Origin of the sequence: Sinomicrobium weinanense (genome assembly GCF_018863395.1) — a bacterium.
GTDB classification, from domain to species: Bacteria; Bacteroidota; Bacteroidia; order Flavobacteriales; family Flavobacteriaceae; genus Sinomicrobium; species Sinomicrobium weinanense.
This window is the reverse complement of sequence record NZ_JAHKRR010000003.1, coordinates 542607-557971: the sequence shown is the minus strand read 5'-3', so window position 1 is coordinate 557971 and position 15365 is coordinate 542607. Positions and strand designations below refer to the sequence as shown.

The following is a 15365-nucleotide window of genomic DNA, read 5'->3' as shown; positions in this document are numbered from 1 at the left end:
AAAAACATCACATACAATCTAAATATTTGTTAAATAACAAATGATTAAGGGTTTTTTTTGAGTATTTTATAAGTTTCATCAATATAAGTGTAAAAATCACTGCTGTGTGGATCGCCTTCGGTTTGGATTGCTTTCCGGTGTCCCAGTCTTACGATGATAAGATCGTCTTCCGGGATTGCAATGACATATTGCCCCAAATGCCCTCGCATATAAAAGATCTCCTTGTTCCTGTGATTGCTGAGCCAGAAACCGTAACCGTATTGCGGGGAGTCCGGAAACCGGGGTGTCACGGATCTGGCTATAAAGGAAGAATCCAGTAACTGCTTCCCGTTCCATTGGCCATGGTCCTTGTATAACTTTCCGAAGCGGGCAAAATCCCTGGCGTTGCTGGCCACACAGCAATAGGCTTTTTCCAGGCCGTCCTTTTCGCTGTCCAGTTGCCATAACGCATCGTTTTCAGCGCCCAGGGGTTTCCAGAACTTGTCGGAAAGGTAGGCAGACAGGGTTTTTCCGGTAGCTTTCTCCAGCACCATAGCCAGCAGTTCCGTATTGCCGCTGAGGTATTTGTAATATTGCCCGCGTTCTTCCACGACTTTCAGTCCCAGGATAACATCGCGGAGGTTGTCGTCAAAATAGGCCCTGGTGGTGATAGAGAAAGGACTGTAATACGATTCGTCCCAATTGAGCCCGCTGGCCATGGAAGAGAGGTCGCCCACGGTTAAACGGGCAGCCATGCCTTCGGAAAATTCAGGAAAGAAATCGCTTACCGGTTGCTCCAGGCCCTTTATTTTACCTTCCATAATGGCCTTGCCCAGCATAGCCGAAACCATGCTTTTGGCCATAGAGAAAGAATTGCTTTTGGAATCCTTGTCGTAATCTTCATAATATTTCTCATACCAGATGCTGTCGTTTTTAATGATGAGAAAAGCCACGGTCCCAAGTTCGTTGTGGGTGCTTTCCAGTTTTTCCGTTGCCGTTGCCTTGTTGTAATCCCGATGTAAGGGCCAGGGCTGGGGGTCGCCTTTTTCGACGATCCGGTTGTCAAAAACGGTATAATCGTCGAGGTAGGCCGTGGTATGGCCCCTGCCGTAAATGTTGATCACCGCCTTGAGTAGGTAGTCGTAGTTGAAGATATAAAGAAATGCAATCAGGAGGATAACGAGGATCAACAGCCATTTGAAAAATGCTTTCAGGAATTTCATATGATATATGTTTCACCCTTTCAGGGTTTTATTAATGAATGCGATATTGTTTGGGTTGTAATAATGTCATCCCTTCGGGATTTTGTGTTGCATTTAATCCCGAAGGGATGACATTATTATAGAACATGTATTGAAGGCAAATCAATTAACCCCGAAGGGGTGACACTATCCGTCCACCCATTCAAATAAATATTTCTCATCATGCTCGATTTCAAATTTCTTCAGGAAATCTATATATTCTTCTCTGAACGTCCTTTTTTTATGGTGTTTTTCCTGGTTCAATATATAATGATATACATTATCAATATGAGATTGGGAATACGAAAAAGCGCCATAACCTTCCTGCCATGAAAAATTTCCTTTAACAAATTTGTTTTCATTGATGAATTTGGAAGAATTATTTTTAATATCCCTAACCAGATCGGAGATAGCCATGGAAGGTTTTAACCCGATAAATACATGAATGTGATCGGGCATTCCGTTCACAATAATGGATTTTTGCCCTTTGCCCTTGATAATCCCTGAAATATATTTATAGAGGTTGTCCTTCCACGATTGGGCAATGAGGTTTTGCCTGCCTTTTACCGCGAAAACAACCTGAATGTATATCTGTGAGAATGTTCCGGGCATTATAATTGTTTCACCCTTTCAGGGTTTTTTTAATGTGTTTATTGTTTTATTTATAATAATGTCATCCCTTCGGGATTTTTTCTTTGTTATAAATATAATGTAAAAATACGGATCAAAACAAGGACTGTTGTTTATACGGGCTTTCGTGTTCCAGCAGCCATTTTTTTCGCCACAGGCCTCCTGCATAGCCGGTTAGTGAGCCATCACTGCCAATGACACGATGGCAAGGTACAATGATCCACAACGGGTTTTTTCCGTTGGCGGCGGCTACGGCCCGGATAGCTTTTACATCACCCAGTTTTTTGGAGAGTTCGAGATAAGACATGGTCCTTCCATAAGGGATCTTTAAGAGTTCTTCCCATACGCGTTTCTGGAAATCCGATCCGTCGGGGTTCAGTTTCAGGTGAAATTCCCTGCGCTTACCTTCGAAGTATTCCCGTAGCTGATAGACACAGTCTTCCAGCTCTTCGGGGATAACCTCGTCATAAGTAATATCTTCCGTGTTAAGGGCGGAGATAGAAGCGATACCGTTCTCATCTCCCCGGATACGGGTAGGGCCGAGAGGTGTTTTGATGTGTATTGTGATCATGATTCCTCATTTTTTTCATCGAGAATACCTAAGCGTTTTGCCCGGAGCTTCCAGTTTTTCCTGGCCAGGACCTGGAGGTCTTCCACATTGTCGCTTTCATCCACGATTTCCAGGCCCAGGAGGGTTTCTATGACGTCCTCCATGGTTACCAGTCCGCTTACAGAACCGTATTCATCCACAACCAGGGCAATGTGTTCTCTTTGTACTATAAAATCCTCAAAAAGTTTCGGAATGGGCAGGCTCCGCTGTACGATCAGGATATTACGCCGGATATCGGCCAGCTTCATGTTGCCATTGCCGTTGATGATCTCTTCCATGACCACGTCTTTGAGGATAAAACCCGTAATGTGGTCAGGGTTGTCTTTATAAACGGGTATCCTGGAAAAACGGAGTTTGGGATTCTTCTTAAAGAAATCTTCTATGATCAGATCTTCGGAAGCTGTTTTCATTACGGTTCTCGGGGTCATAATATCCCTGGCCAGTACTTCGTCAAATTGCAACAGGTTTTTAATGACCTTGCTTTCGCTTTTGTCAAAGACACCTTCCTGTTCGGCAATGTCTGTCATTGCGGTAAAATCTTCGCGGCTGAAAACCGATTCGTGGGCATGTCCGCCGCCAATAAGCCTGGTGGTAAGCCGGAGGGTCCAGAGAATACCGGTATAGTGCAGCGGAAATATGATAATATTCAGCCCCGTGGAAGTAAAACCTGCGAGTTGTTTCCAGAATGTAGCACCTATGGTTTTGGGGATGATCTCGGACACGACAAGGATAAGAATGGTCATTATGGCCGAAACGATACCTACTGCATTGTTACCGCTGCCAAATGTTTTTTCGGCCTGTACGCCCACCAGTATGGCCCCAACAGTATGTGCCACGGTATTCAGGGTAAGGATGGCTATCAGGGGTCTGTCAACATCGTTCTTCAGGGCTTCCAGGTTTTTCGCATAGCCTTTTCCTTCCTGTTTTTTGAGGTTTATGAAAGTAGGGGTAATACTCAGCAAAACAGCTTCCAGGACAGAGCACAGAAAGGAGAAAAATATGGAAATGGTAGCGAAGGTGATCAGTAAGGCCATTATTCTTTTCGGTTTGATGAATGCTAATTTAGGAAATTAAACCGGTTTGAGAGAAAGTGGCCCGGTTATTCCCGGACATGGAAATGGAAGAGGCTGCCCAAAAAGTTCCATCCCCGTCATGCTGAAACAAGTTCAGGGTGACGTAAAGACTACTTTTTATACAGCCTCTTGTGTTAAATATTATGCCTGCGTATTGAGAAGCCTCACGAAGCGTTCGGTTTCATGCAAAATGGCTTCGGCTTCCAGCGGGTTTTCATATGAATCGTCGAATACTGTAATATAAAGAGGCTTTCCTTGTTCCTTTTTATTGAAGCTTATAGAAATACTCCGCAGAATGTTTTTGTAATGCTCATTCCTCTCCCCGGACCTTTGCAGGGAGCAGGAGTCGTATTCTTTCAGGTCCACGACGCTGAAATTGCCCTGTTTCCTGTGATAGTTCAACAATTTTTTACCGTTGGGGTCCAATACGAAAACCTGGTGTCCGATATATTCCTTACCGGTGTTTTTTATATGGTTGTCCGCGCATATTTTGTCGATATCGGCATTTAGCTTTTTCTTTTTCCTGCTTTCCTTGGTCAGAATATAAATAACAGGAGCCATGAATATCAACAGGAATACCACCCCCATTTCAAGAGAGATTAAATCCATTTCTTTATTTTTTTTGATGAATATGATGATACGGCCATATTCCCGGTAATGTCAGTGTGCATCCGGGTTATGGCCAATACGGGAATGACAGGGAAGATCAATAAAAAAAGTGAAACGGAAATATCAGTTGTTCTATTTGATGCCTGAGGTCTGAGGTATCGTTATGAGATAAGACCTCCCCGGTAGTCAAATGAAGGCTGGGTATGCCGATCCCTGCAAACTCAGGTGCGGGCAATCCGGAAGGCAGGAGTTTTATATCGCCGCTAAAGAACGTACGGGACAACTCTTCTTCTCCGAGCAGACCAGTAGGGGCAGTGGCTTTGGTGATGGCAGAGTAAGTATAATTTCCGGCTTTGCCTGAAGGGGTCGAAATGCTGGATGCTGTCCCTGAGAGGGCGCACAGCCATAACAAGACGAAGGCCAGGGAAATATATGTTTTACGCCACTGTTTTTCCATCATGCAAAATTACGTGGAATGTGGAAGGTAAAAGCTAATTTGAAGTTAAAATTTTAAGGGATCTGTACGTAAGATCCGTGTTTAGATATTTTTTTGCTGTTTTGAATGCTCTTAATTGCTTTTGATAAAGTGTTTTTACTATTTTTAGCAAATACCTCACTGACCATTTTTATGAAAACAACAAGACACCTCCCTTTTTGCCTGGACTGTGAGACCGAACTGGGTGAAAAGGACAATTATTGCCCGGTATGCGGGCAGGAAAACCTGGACCGGAAAGTCCCCGTAAGGATATTTATAGCCGATTTCTTTTCCAATTATCTCAGTTTTGATTCTACTTTTTTCCGGACTGTTCCGGTCTTTTTGTACAAACCGGGAAAACTGACCAATATCTATAACGACGGAAAGAGGAGGACATATCTCAACCCTATCCGTCTTTACCTGATCATGTCGCTGTTCTATTTCTTTATGGTCAGCCTGATCATTCCCCGAAACTTTTTTGACCAGGTCATGGCCGGAAATTTATTCGGGATAGACCTTGTAGGGAAAGGATTTATGGATAAACCTGAAATAAGGGACGCTCTCGATCCGCAGGAAAGAGCGGAAATGGACAGCCTGTTGCAACAGGCAAGGGAGAATCAACTTTACGTAATGAACGGTCCGGAAAGCCCGGAAGAACAAGCGTTCGATTCTACGAACCACAGACTGGGCTGGAAAGAACTAAAACTCCTGGCACAGGACCCGCTGGTCTCTGACAGTTCTTTTGCAAGAGCCCTGGAAAACAGTGACCGGAGCCTTTTTGATTTTATGAGCCTTAAAAGCCAGCGGAACTTTGTGGCCAACTCCAATCTGTTTATGGTAGGATTTGCCAGGAACCTGCCCATAATGATGTTTTTCCTGCTTCCTTTTTTTGCCCTGATCCTGAAACTCCTTTACATACGCAGGCCGTGGTATTATGTAGAGCATCTCATACACGGCCTGCACCTGCATAGCTTTGCCTATCTCATATACGGCATAGGCATTGTCCTGATCCATTTTAAACTGGGAAGTATGGAATGGATAGGCACAATTTCATTTTTAGTGGTATCCGTCTATACTTTTGTGTCGCTGCTCAGGGTTTACGGGCAGGGATGGTTGAAGACCGTGATAAAGTTCAATGTGCTCGGTTTTATGTATTTCCTGGTCTTTTGGATAGCCCTGGTTTATGAACTTTATTTCTCCCTTAAATTCCTGTAAGGACGGATGAGCCGGTTATCCGTTTAAGAGTTTAACCGCATCTTTGGCAAAGTAGGAGGCCGTGATATCGGCCCCGGCACGTTTTATAGCGGTGAGTTGCTCCAGTACCACCGCGTCGTAATCGAGCCAGCCTTTTTCGGCTGCGGCCTTTATCATGGCATATTCCCCGCTGACCTGGTAGACTGCTACCGGGACATCAAATTCATTTTTGATGTCCCGGACAATATCGAGGTAGCACAGGCCGGGTTTTACCATGACGATGTCCGCTCCTTCGTCGATGTCCATTTCGGTTTCACGCAGGGCTTCTATACGGTTGCCGTAATCCATCTGATATGTTTTTTTGTCTTTGGGGACATCTTTTTGATCAACAGGAGCAGAGTCCAGTGCGTCCCGGAAAGGCCCGTAAAAGGCGGAGGCATATTTGGCGCTGTAGCTCATAATCCCGGTATCGATAAATCCTTCGTCTTCCAGGGCTTCGCGGATGGAGAGGATACGCCCGTCCATCATGTCGCTGGGAGCTACAATATCAGCCCCGGCCCTGGCGTGGGAAAGGCTCATTTCGGTAAGGGCGTCGACCGATTCGTCGTTTAATATGCGTCCGTTTTCCACAATACCATCATGGCCGTAAGACGAATAGGGGTCCAGGGCCACATCGGTCATGACGAGCATTTCCGGAACAGTGTCCTTTACCGTTTTTATGGCGCGTTGCATAAGGCCGTCGGGGTTGATGGCTTCCGTGCCTTTGTTGTCTTTGAGGTTTTCCGGGACCTTTACAAAGAGCAATACCGATTTTAGTCCCAGTTTCCAAAGTTCTTTGACCTCCTGTTTTAGCTGGTCCAGGCTGTAACGATAGTAACCTGGCATGGAAGCGATCTCTTCCCTGAGGTTATTGCCCTCGGTTACAAAAAGCGGCACCAGGAAATCATCCGGGCTTATAACGGTTTCCCTGACGAGGCTTCGTATGGCCTGGTTCTTTCGCAGTCTGCGGTTTCTTCTCAGTGGGTACATAATATGTCGTTTTTTAATAAAAGTTATACCTGTTATAAATATGATCTGTATTGTTGTTTTATGCCCAGTCCTTCGGGGTTTGTAAGATTTGGAGCAGTTTTTCTTCTTCGCTTCCCTTTTCCGGATGATGGTCATATACCCATTGTACATGAGGCGGCAGGCTCATCAGGATACTTTCTATGCGTCCGTTGGTTTTGAGGCCGAAGAGGGTGCCCTTGTCGTGTACGAGGTTGAACTCCACATACCTGCCCCGGCGGATCTCCTGCCAGTTGCGGTTCTCTTCAGAATAGAGCAGGTCCTTTCTACGCTCTACGATAGGCAGGTAGGCCTCAAGAAAACTGTCGCCCACTTCGGTCACAAAATCATACCAGTGCTCTATCGTCATTTTTTCGGAGGGTTTGCAGTGATCAAAAAACAGTCCGCCTATACCCCGGGCCTCGTTTCTATGGGTATTCCAGAAATAATGGTCGCATTTCTTTTTAAAGTCCGTATAAAAAGAAGGGTTGTGTTTGTCACAGGCCGATTTGCACACCTGATGAAAGTGTATGGCGTCCTCGTTGAAGAGGTAGTATGGGGTAAGGTCCTGCCCGCCGCCGAACCAGCGGTCGGTTATGTTCCCGTCCTTGTCGTACATTTCAAAATAACGCCAGTTGGCATGTACGGTGGGGACAAAAGGGTTTTTGGGGTGCAGGACGAGGCTGAGCCCGCAGGCAAAGAAGTCACCGTCTTCAACACCGAAATTTTTTTGCATGAGTTCGGGAAGTTCGCCAAAGACCCTGGAGATGTTTACCCCTCCCTTTTCGAAAACCCCGCCGTTTTCTATGACACGGGTACGTCCGCCTCCGCCCCCCGGGCGCTCCCAAAGGTCTTCCCGGAACTTTGCTGCTCCGTCTGCCTGTTCGAGCCGGGAAGTGATGGTATCCTGGAGTTCCTGTATGTACTGGAAAAATTTTTGTTTCATCTGTTCTTTTTTATTTTTTAATAGGTCAGATGGAAATCGAAGATTCATGAGTTCCAATTACAAAATAATAACTGTACAAGTAATGCCCTAAGAGCCTTTTCGGTTGGTTTGAAAGTTTTGTTAACGGGCATTTCATATTTAAAAAATCTAACTTGTTTAATTCGGGTCATCCTCTATGTGAACCAGTTCCCCGGGATGCATCCGGATGTCGGACACCCCGGTTATTTTTTTGCTTGCAGCCATGACTTCTTTTAGTTTTGTAATGATCTCAGCATCCGTAAGTTCTGTTTTGGACCTCAGCCATTTGACAAACAAATCCCGTCCCACGGCATTGTTGTGCAGGTCCATAGCCCTGGCGGGTTCGGGATTTGGTGCAAATTGTTCGTGCCAGTCCGTAATTTGTTTGGCCCAGGCCAGGGATCTTTCCGGGTTTTTGTTCCATTTCATGGCTTCCCTGGCCAGCAGCACATTCCAAAGTGCGTGGCGAAAAGCATTGGCCCTGCCGTTAGCCCGATGTCTTTTTGGAAAGAGGTGACGGCATATGTCCAGACTCTTTGTGGTAGCCCTCGCTGTGGGGACCGGCATAAGCGGATGCCGTGCAAATAAAACCAGGAGGCTGGTTATTTGCCGGAATTTCAGGCTTTTTATCAGTTTCCACAGTGACATCCCTTTATTTCTTTAACAGCCGGGACGTACACAAAAGTTCGTACGGCTAGCTGTTGTATTCCTTTACGGCATCGATAAATGCCCGCGCATGGTCTACGGGAATATGAGGCAGTATACCATGCCCGAGGTTGACAATATACCGGTCCTTTCCGAATTCATCGATCATCTGGTGTACCATTTTTTTAATGGTTGCCGGCGGTGACAGCAGCCTGGCTGGATCGAAATTTCCCTGAAGGGTGATATTTCCTCCGCTCAGATAGCGTGCATTCCGGGCCGAACAGGTCCAGTCCACGCCCAGTGCACTTGCTTTGCTCTGTGCCATTTCGTTCAGGGCAAACCAGCATCCTTTTCCGAAGACGATGACCCTGGTATGAGGGGCCAGGGCTTCTACGATCTGGTTGATGTATTTCCAGGAAAATTCCCGGTAATCATCCGGAGAGAGCATACCTCCCCAGCTGTCGAATATCTGTATGGCATCACAGCCTGTTTTTACTTTTTCCAGGAGGTAGGCTATGGTAGTGTCAGTGATCTTTTGCAGTAATACATGGGCGGCTTCGGGCTGGGAGAAACAGAATCCCTTGGCCGTGTCGAAGGTTTTGGAACCTTTTCCTTCCACGGCATAGCAAAAGATCGTCCAGGGAGAGCCTGCAAAACCGATAAGCGGCACCTCATCGTTCAATTCCTGTTTGGTGAGCTTTATGGCATCCATGACATAGCCCAGGCTTTCCTGAATGTCAGGGACCCGCACTTTTTCCACATCGGCCAGGGAGCGCACCGGGTTGGGCAGCCAGGGGCCTATTTCGGGTTTCATTTCCACCTCGATACCCATGGCCTGAGGAACTACGAGGATATCCGAAAAAAGAATGGCCGCATCGGGCTTTACGACCCGTATGGGCTGTACGGTGATCTCTGCTGCCAGTTCGGGAGTGCGGCAACGGGTAAAAAAATCGTATTTGTCCCGGAGGGCACGGAATTCGGGTAAATACCTTCCCGCCTGGCGCATCATCCATACCGGAGGGCGTTCTATGGTTTCTCCGTTCAGAGCTCTCAGGAATAAGTCGTTCTTTATCATGTGTAGATGTTAGATTTTAGATATCAGATATTAGGGTGGAAATATATGATATCGTCCTGTTTTATATCTTTTTAAAATATTTGGCGGTGCTCGCTATGGTGCTTTCTACATCGGGAGTATTGGCGATGACAATATTCTTCGTTATTTTTTCCAAAGCTCCCGCGGTTGTGGTACCGATGCAGAAACAAACTTCGTCGTTTATAGTGTTTTTCTCCAGGTAGCTCCTTATACCGGACGGGCTGAAAAAAAGGATGCCCGACACGGGTGTTTTTATTTCATGTGGGGTAAGCCTTGTCGTATAGGATTCTATCTCGTTAAAATCGATATTGTGGCGGGTCAGGGTGTCGGGCAGGTCGCCTCTCCTGAGGTTGCCGCTGAAGAACGTAAAACTGAGATGGGCATACTTTTGAAGGATCTCTGCCGCCAGTGCTGCTGCATAATCCGTATAGGTTATGACATTAAAGCCATTTTGTTCCAGCAGTGCCCTGGTTTTTTTGCCTACGCAAAAACAGTTTTTTTGTTTTAATGCCCCGCAGCCTTTATGTTGAAGGACGCTTTTCACAGCATTTCGGCTGGTAAAGATAAGATGGTCCCTGACCTGGCTGAGGTCCACATCCCTGTACTCGACCTTTATAAAATCGGCTTCCACCATCTGGAAGCCGGCGTGGAGCAAAAGGTCTTTTTGGCACGGGAGCAGTTTTTTTGTAGATAATATGCGGAGGGTGTCCTGCATTATTCGATAGAACAGAATTTGGCAATATCCTTATTGGCACCGAAAACCACGAGAATGTCATTGGCCTGGACCACACTGTCCTTGTTTACGGCTCCCAGGACTTTTCCGATGGACTGCCGTGTTCCGAATAGGGTGGTTTTCCTTTCTTTCCGGATAATAGTGATAATATTGAGGTTGTATTCGTTGCGGAAATCGATCTCCTGAAGTGTTTTGCCTTCAAATTCGGGCAGAGCCTTGATCTCGGAAATTGAGTGGTTAGGGTCCAGTTCAAAATTGTTGATCATGCTCTTCAGGTTGATCTTTTTGGCCAGTGCCTCGGCAAACTCCTGCTCGGGATGGACGATGGTCTCTATGCCCATGGCGTGGAGTACGGTATCGTGAATGGGCGACAGGGACCGGCTTATAATCTTCGCATCGGTCAATTTTTTGATGATGGCCGTGGCGATAATGGTGGCGCCTTCGTTTTCCCCTATGGCAATGACGGCAAGATCCGCATTTTTTACGGGAACGGCTTCATAGGCCATCTCATTGGTAGCATCCATACATACCGTATGGGAGATCGTATCCTTCAGACGGTCTACCTTCTCCATTTTATTATCCACACCGATAACCTCATTTCCCATATCAGTAAGGTAAACGGCAAGGGATGACCCAAAATTTCCCAGTCCGACAATTACAATTTTCATCTGTATTGCTTTTCCTCCGGCTTCGCTCAGGAACCGAAAAACATCAACCTCTGGTTATATTGCGTACCCGGTTGCTGAGCGGAGCCGAAGCATTAGTTTATCAAAATATTCTCTTCGGGATACTGGTGGAAATTGTGCTGAATTTGCCGCAGCATGCCTATTAGCAAGTTGAGTAATCCTATCCTCCCGAAGAACATTACAAAAATGATCACATATTTACTCGGGTCGCTGAGTTCCCCGGTAATGCCGAGGGACAATCCCACGGTACTATATGCCGAAAAGATCTCAAATGCAATTTGTATAAGCGAGAAATCTTTTTCGAATATCAATAACAATAATATAGCATTCCCGATAACGATAAGGGAGATGCAGATTATGGCAAATGCTCTTTTTACGGATTGGTTATTAACCTTTCGCGTACCTATTTCTATGTGTTCCTTTCCTCTTGCAAGTGAAAATATGTTCAGGGTTGCCAGTGCAAAGGTACTCGTTTTTATACCTCCCCCGGTAGAAGCCGGCGAAGCCCCTATCCACATCAGCAGGATCACGAACAGGATGACGGGCGTAGTGAGGTCGGCAAAATCCAGGGTGTTAAAGCCTGCAGTACGGGTGGTGACCGATGTAAAGCTGGCTGTTGTTATTTTTCCCAGGAGGGTGTCGTGGTCTTTCAGTATATTCCCGGTTTCCCCGATATATATAAATACGGTACCGAAAAACAGCAGGATGGAGGTGGTGACGAAGACGATCTTCGAATTGAGCGTAAGCACCCTTACCGGCTGTATAAATTTGCGGTAGATGATGAGGTTTAACAATAATGTCTTGATGTATTTTATAAAGTTTTTAACAATATTGTATCCCAGTCCGCCGAAGATAATGAGGTAGATGATCACCCACTGGAAACCATAAGCGTGACTGAGGTTCTTGTCATAAAACCCGTCAGACAGTATGGAAAATCCGGCATTACAGAAGGCAGATATGGAGTGGAATATGGAAAAGAACAGTTTGTTCTGTATATCGGGGACATCATGGATGGTATAATAAATAAAGGCAGCGCCTGCCAGTTCCAGCCCAAAAGTAAATATAACAACCTCCACAGCCATTTTCAATACATCGTTCAGGCGTTCGGTGCCCATAAAATCCTTGACATTAAGGCCCTCCTGGAAAGAAGTCCCGCCCTTGAAGAAAAAGGCAAAAAAGGAAGTAAATGTAAGCATGCCTATCCCTCCGAGTTGAATAATGGTCAGTATAATGGTCTGTCCTAAAAATGTAAAGTCCGTGGCCGTGTCCATGACAATAAGCCCGGTGACACAAACGGCGCTGGTAGAAGTGAAAAGCGCATCTATGTATTGAATACCGTTGGTCGTGGCATTGGGAAGCATCAGGAGAAAAGACCCGATGAGTGCAATAACAATAAAACTTCCTATAAAGAGGATAAGAGGGTTGTGATAAACGGTATACAGTTTCCGGAGCAGATGCGTGAGCCTTAGCAGAAAGTACAGGATCAATCCGATATCGATAAGGTAAGATACTTCCCTGATCTTGTGAATGCTGTCATAACTGCCCAGCCAGAAAACAGCGAGGGTAATGACGACCGTACTTATCAGCACAATCAGATTGGCCTTATACATGCGATTGATAGCAAGGTCTTTGGAAATGTGGAGCCTTGCAAAATTCAGGGCTATCAGGGCAAAAGCTATACCCAATAGCACCAGCGATTTGTTATAAACAACCGGGTGGTAATCTGCCTCGTACCCGAAGTCGAAGATCAGGAATACAATGAGGATGATATCCGTAAAACCGTAGATCTTGGAAAGCGGGCTTTTGTAATTTTTTAGTTTTTTCTTAGGCATTCTTTATCCGAAAAATATTTTCCGCTTGTCCCGTGCTGAATATAAGTGCCGGGATATGAGCGGCAAACAAACGCTGTGCAAATTTCATAATAAATTGTAATAAACTAAAATCTTAGGGAGGTTTTTAAAAAAAATCGCTTATCTCGTTATGTTTTCGCCGGGGCTTTGCCATTCGGTCCCGGGCCGGGCTGGTGCGATTTTATGTGTTTCATGATCTCCTTTCCGCCCCGATCCAGTATTTCGAGAGCGCATATGCTGCCAAGGTCGTGATAATTGTTTAACGATTTTTCTTTTTTTACGGAAAGTTTTTGGCGTCCGTCGGGAGAAAGCAGTATTCCGGTCAGGCTAACCGTGTCTCCGGCAATGGTGGCCAGGGCTCCTATGGGGGCGGTACACCCGCCTTCGAGCACGCGGAGGAACTGGCGCTCAATATATGTGCATATTTCAGTTTCCCGGTGATTCAGCTTGGAGAGGCACGACTGGCTGTATGTGTCTTTTTCCAGGGCCACGGCTACCATGGCACCCTGTGCCGGGGCGGGGACCATCCATTCCAGTGGGGTGCGGTGTTCCGGGTTGAGGTCTGTTCCTGCGAAGGGAGAGATCCGTTCCAGCCCGGCAGCGGCAAAAATGGCGCCCTGCCAGTCGTTGTCCTGTAACTTGCGCATCCGGGTATTTATATTGCCCCTCAGGTTTTCCACGGTGTGGCCGGGATAGCGGTGCAGCCATTGTGCTTTGCGGCGAAGGCTGCCTGTGGCAATGGTCCCTGAATGCTCCAGAAAAGAGAGGTCTCCCTTGTGAACCAGAATGTCTGCCGTATCTGCCCGTTGCAGTACAGCAGCCTGTACAATACCTTTGGGCAGGGCCGTGGGAACGTCTTTCATGCTGTGTACAGCTACGTCTATTTTACCCTGTATCATGGCCACGTCCAGGGTTTTGGTAAAGATGCCCGTGATACCGAGCTCGTACAAGGGCTTGTCCAGGATAATATCGCCATCCGATTTTACGGGCACGATCTCCGTACGGCAACCGAGTTTTTCAAGGCCATCCCTGACCTTGTTGGCCTGCCATAGTGCAAGTTCACTGTCCCGGGTCCCTATTTTTATGATTTTTTCCATATGTTCGGTTTTAGCCATTGGGTGGTCGGAAAAAGGATGGTTTGTATCCCTGCCGGACTGCCACTTATGCTTTGTCGTGCTGTGAGGAGGCTTTGGTATTTTTGTTCCCGGATGCCGGGCCGTTGGGCTTGTCCAGTTGAAAAACCTTCTGGATAAGTTCCAGGCTTTCATCGGCTGAGCCATTGTTTTCTTTGAGATGGTTGGCAAAATGTGTAGTGATCTTCTGTATAATGCGGTTGCCGATGATCTCTGCCTGGCTGTCGTTGAAATCTTCTATTTTTTTACGCTGAAAATCCACCTCGGCATCCTTGAGGGATTTCAGTTTCTTTTTCAATGCCTTTATGGTAGGAGCAAATTTCCTGGTACCGAGCCATTCGGTAAATTCGGTCTTTATTTCGTCTATAATGGCTTCGGCCTGTGGAATAAATGTCTTTCTGCGTTCCAGGGTCTGGTCCGTCATTTGGGAGAGGTGGTCCAGGTGTACCAGCGTTACCTTGTCCATAGCCACAATACTATGGTCTGCATTTTTAGGGACGGAAAGGTCAAGAATAAGCAATTCCTTGTCTTTTGGGATAAGGTCTGCGGACACCGTAGGCGACTGTGCCCCGGTAGCGACGATAAGAACGTCGCATTTTTCAATTTCAGTATGGAGGTCTGCGTAGTCTTTGACCGTGAGGTTGAATTTCCCCGCGATCTTTTCGGCCTTGCCCTTGGTTCTGTTTATCAGGGTGATATGATCGTTACCTGTATGTTTTATGAGGTTTTCGCAAGTATTCCGGCCTATTTTCCCGGTTCCGAAGAGCAGGATATTTTTTTTCGAAACCTCCTTTACATGGTTGAGGATGTATTGCACGGATGCAAAGGAAACCGAAGTTGCACCGGAAGACAGCTCGGTTTCGTTTTTAATGCGCTTGCTGGCCTGTATGACCGAATTGCACAGGCGTTCCAGGAAGGCCTGGGCCATACCCTGTTCCCTGGAAAGGATAAAACTCTTTTTGATCTGGGCAATGATCTCGAAATCGCCGAGGATCTGGCTGTCCAGGCCCGTCCCTACACGATACATGTGGGTAATGGCCTCACTGCTTTTATAAACATAGGCCACTTCCTGGAATTCTTCGAGATTGCCGTTGGAGTTATCGCAGAGTAATTTTATAAGTTGAAAGGGATGCTGTGCAAAACCGTATATTTCCGTGCGGTTGCAGGTAGAAATAACCAGTATTTCGTCAATACCTTCTTCCCTGGCCTGCCGGAGCAGATGGGCCTTTTTGTCCTCGTCCAGGCTGAATTTACCTCTGATCTCTTCATCTGCCTTTTTGTAGCTCAGTCCTACAACGTAAAAATATTTTCCCCGGTTAAGGTTATAATTTTCCATTAGGTAACATCTAAAATCGCAACAAAAGTAAAATTCAGCCGGATAAAAAAATAACGCTCAAAGAACTTTT

Annotated in this window: 16 protein-coding genes; 1 reads left to right on the top strand and 15 read right to left on the bottom strand. The window is 46.2% G+C overall.

Annotation, left to right across the window (positions count from 1 at the left end; genetic code table 11):
• Window positions 1–44: 44 nt before the first annotated feature.
• From KN811_RS11945 to KN811_RS11920, 6 genes are all read right to left on the bottom strand, one after another.
• Window positions 45–1202: a serine hydrolase domain-containing protein gene (locus KN811_RS11945; protein ID WP_187963789.1), complete on the bottom strand. Its 1158-nt coding sequence runs from the start codon at window positions 1200–1202 to the stop codon at window positions 45–47.
• A 165-nt stretch (window positions 1203–1367) separates the two neighbouring features.
• Window positions 1368–1832, bottom strand: a complete 465-nt coding sequence (tnpA, locus tag KN811_RS11940; protein ID WP_187963788.1) for an IS200/IS605 family transposase — start codon at window positions 1830–1832, stop codon at window positions 1368–1370.
• Window positions 1833–1944: 112 nt separating this feature from the next.
• Window positions 1945–2421 carry a methylated-DNA--[protein]-cysteine S-methyltransferase gene (locus KN811_RS11935; RefSeq protein WP_187963787.1) on the bottom strand — a complete coding sequence of 159 codons (477 nt, stop codon included), beginning with the start codon at window positions 2419–2421 and terminating at the stop codon, window positions 1945–1947.
• Window positions 2418–3494, bottom strand: a complete 1077-nt coding sequence (locus KN811_RS11930; protein WP_187963786.1) for a CNNM domain-containing protein — start codon at window positions 3492–3494, stop codon at window positions 2418–2420. The genes KN811_RS11935 and KN811_RS11930 overlap by 4 nt, the downstream gene beginning before the upstream one ends.
• A 180-nt stretch (window positions 3495–3674) precedes the next feature.
• Window positions 3675–4142: a hypothetical protein gene (locus KN811_RS11925; protein ID WP_187963785.1), complete on the bottom strand. Its 468-nt coding sequence runs from the start codon at window positions 4140–4142 to the stop codon at window positions 3675–3677.
• Window positions 4143–4239: 97 nt separating this feature from the next.
• Entirely contained in the window at window positions 4240–4602 is a 363-nt protein-coding gene (locus tag KN811_RS11920) for a hypothetical protein (protein ID WP_187963784.1), read from the bottom strand.
• Between the two features lie 168 nt (window positions 4603–4770).
• On the opposite strand from KN811_RS11920, the gene KN811_RS11915 reads away from it, so the two are divergent.
• On the top strand, window positions 4771–5832 hold the full coding sequence (locus KN811_RS11915) for a DUF3667 domain-containing protein (RefSeq protein WP_187963783.1): 1062 nt from the start codon (window positions 4771–4773) through the stop codon (window positions 5830–5832).
• 15 nt (window positions 5833–5847) lie between these two features.
• Here KN811_RS11915 and hemB read toward each other — a convergent pair whose 3' ends face one another.
• From hemB to hemA, 9 genes are all read right to left on the bottom strand, one after another.
• Window positions 5848–6840 (bottom strand): porphobilinogen synthase, encoded by a 993-nt coding sequence (hemB, locus tag KN811_RS11910; protein ID WP_187963782.1) that lies wholly within the window; start codon window positions 6838–6840, stop codon window positions 5848–5850.
• A gap of 58 nt (window positions 6841–6898) precedes the next feature.
• The gene (gene hemF / locus KN811_RS11905) at window positions 6899–7801 is read right to left on the bottom strand and encodes an oxygen-dependent coproporphyrinogen oxidase (protein ID WP_187963781.1); all 903 of its coding nucleotides are present in this window, start codon (window positions 7799–7801) and stop codon (window positions 6899–6901) included.
• A gap of 156 nt (window positions 7802–7957) precedes the next feature.
• Window positions 7958–8467 carry a DUF6973 domain-containing protein gene (locus tag KN811_RS11900; RefSeq protein ID WP_187963780.1) on the bottom strand — a complete coding sequence of 170 codons (510 nt, stop codon included), beginning with the start codon at window positions 8465–8467 and terminating at the stop codon, window positions 7958–7960.
• 46 nt (window positions 8468–8513) lie between these two features.
• Window positions 8514–9539, bottom strand: a complete 1026-nt coding sequence (hemE, locus tag KN811_RS11895) for a uroporphyrinogen decarboxylase (protein ID WP_187963779.1) — start codon at window positions 9537–9539, stop codon at window positions 8514–8516.
• A 61-nt stretch (window positions 9540–9600) separates the two neighbouring features.
• A complete protein-coding gene (locus KN811_RS11890) occupies window positions 9601–10272 on the bottom strand; it encodes a uroporphyrinogen-III synthase (protein WP_187963778.1) in 672 nt (223 codons plus the stop codon).
• A complete protein-coding gene (locus KN811_RS11885) occupies window positions 10272–10958 on the bottom strand; it encodes a potassium channel family protein (protein ID WP_187963777.1) in 687 nt (228 codons plus the stop codon). The genes KN811_RS11890 and KN811_RS11885 overlap by 1 nt, the downstream gene beginning before the upstream one ends.
• Before the next feature lie 92 nt (window positions 10959–11050).
• The gene (locus KN811_RS11880; protein WP_187963776.1) at window positions 11051–12808 is read right to left on the bottom strand and encodes a TrkH family potassium uptake protein; all 1758 of its coding nucleotides are present in this window, start codon (window positions 12806–12808) and stop codon (window positions 11051–11053) included.
• A 146-nt stretch (window positions 12809–12954) separates the two neighbouring features.
• Window positions 12955–13923 carry a hydroxymethylbilane synthase gene (hemC, locus tag KN811_RS11875; RefSeq protein ID WP_187963775.1) on the bottom strand — a complete coding sequence of 323 codons (969 nt, stop codon included), beginning with the start codon at window positions 13921–13923 and terminating at the stop codon, window positions 12955–12957.
• A gap of 64 nt (window positions 13924–13987) precedes the next feature.
• The gene (gene hemA, locus KN811_RS11870) at window positions 13988–15295 is read right to left on the bottom strand and encodes a glutamyl-tRNA reductase (RefSeq protein WP_187963774.1); all 1308 of its coding nucleotides are present in this window, start codon (window positions 15293–15295) and stop codon (window positions 13988–13990) included.
• Window positions 15296–15365: the final 70 nt, after the last annotated feature.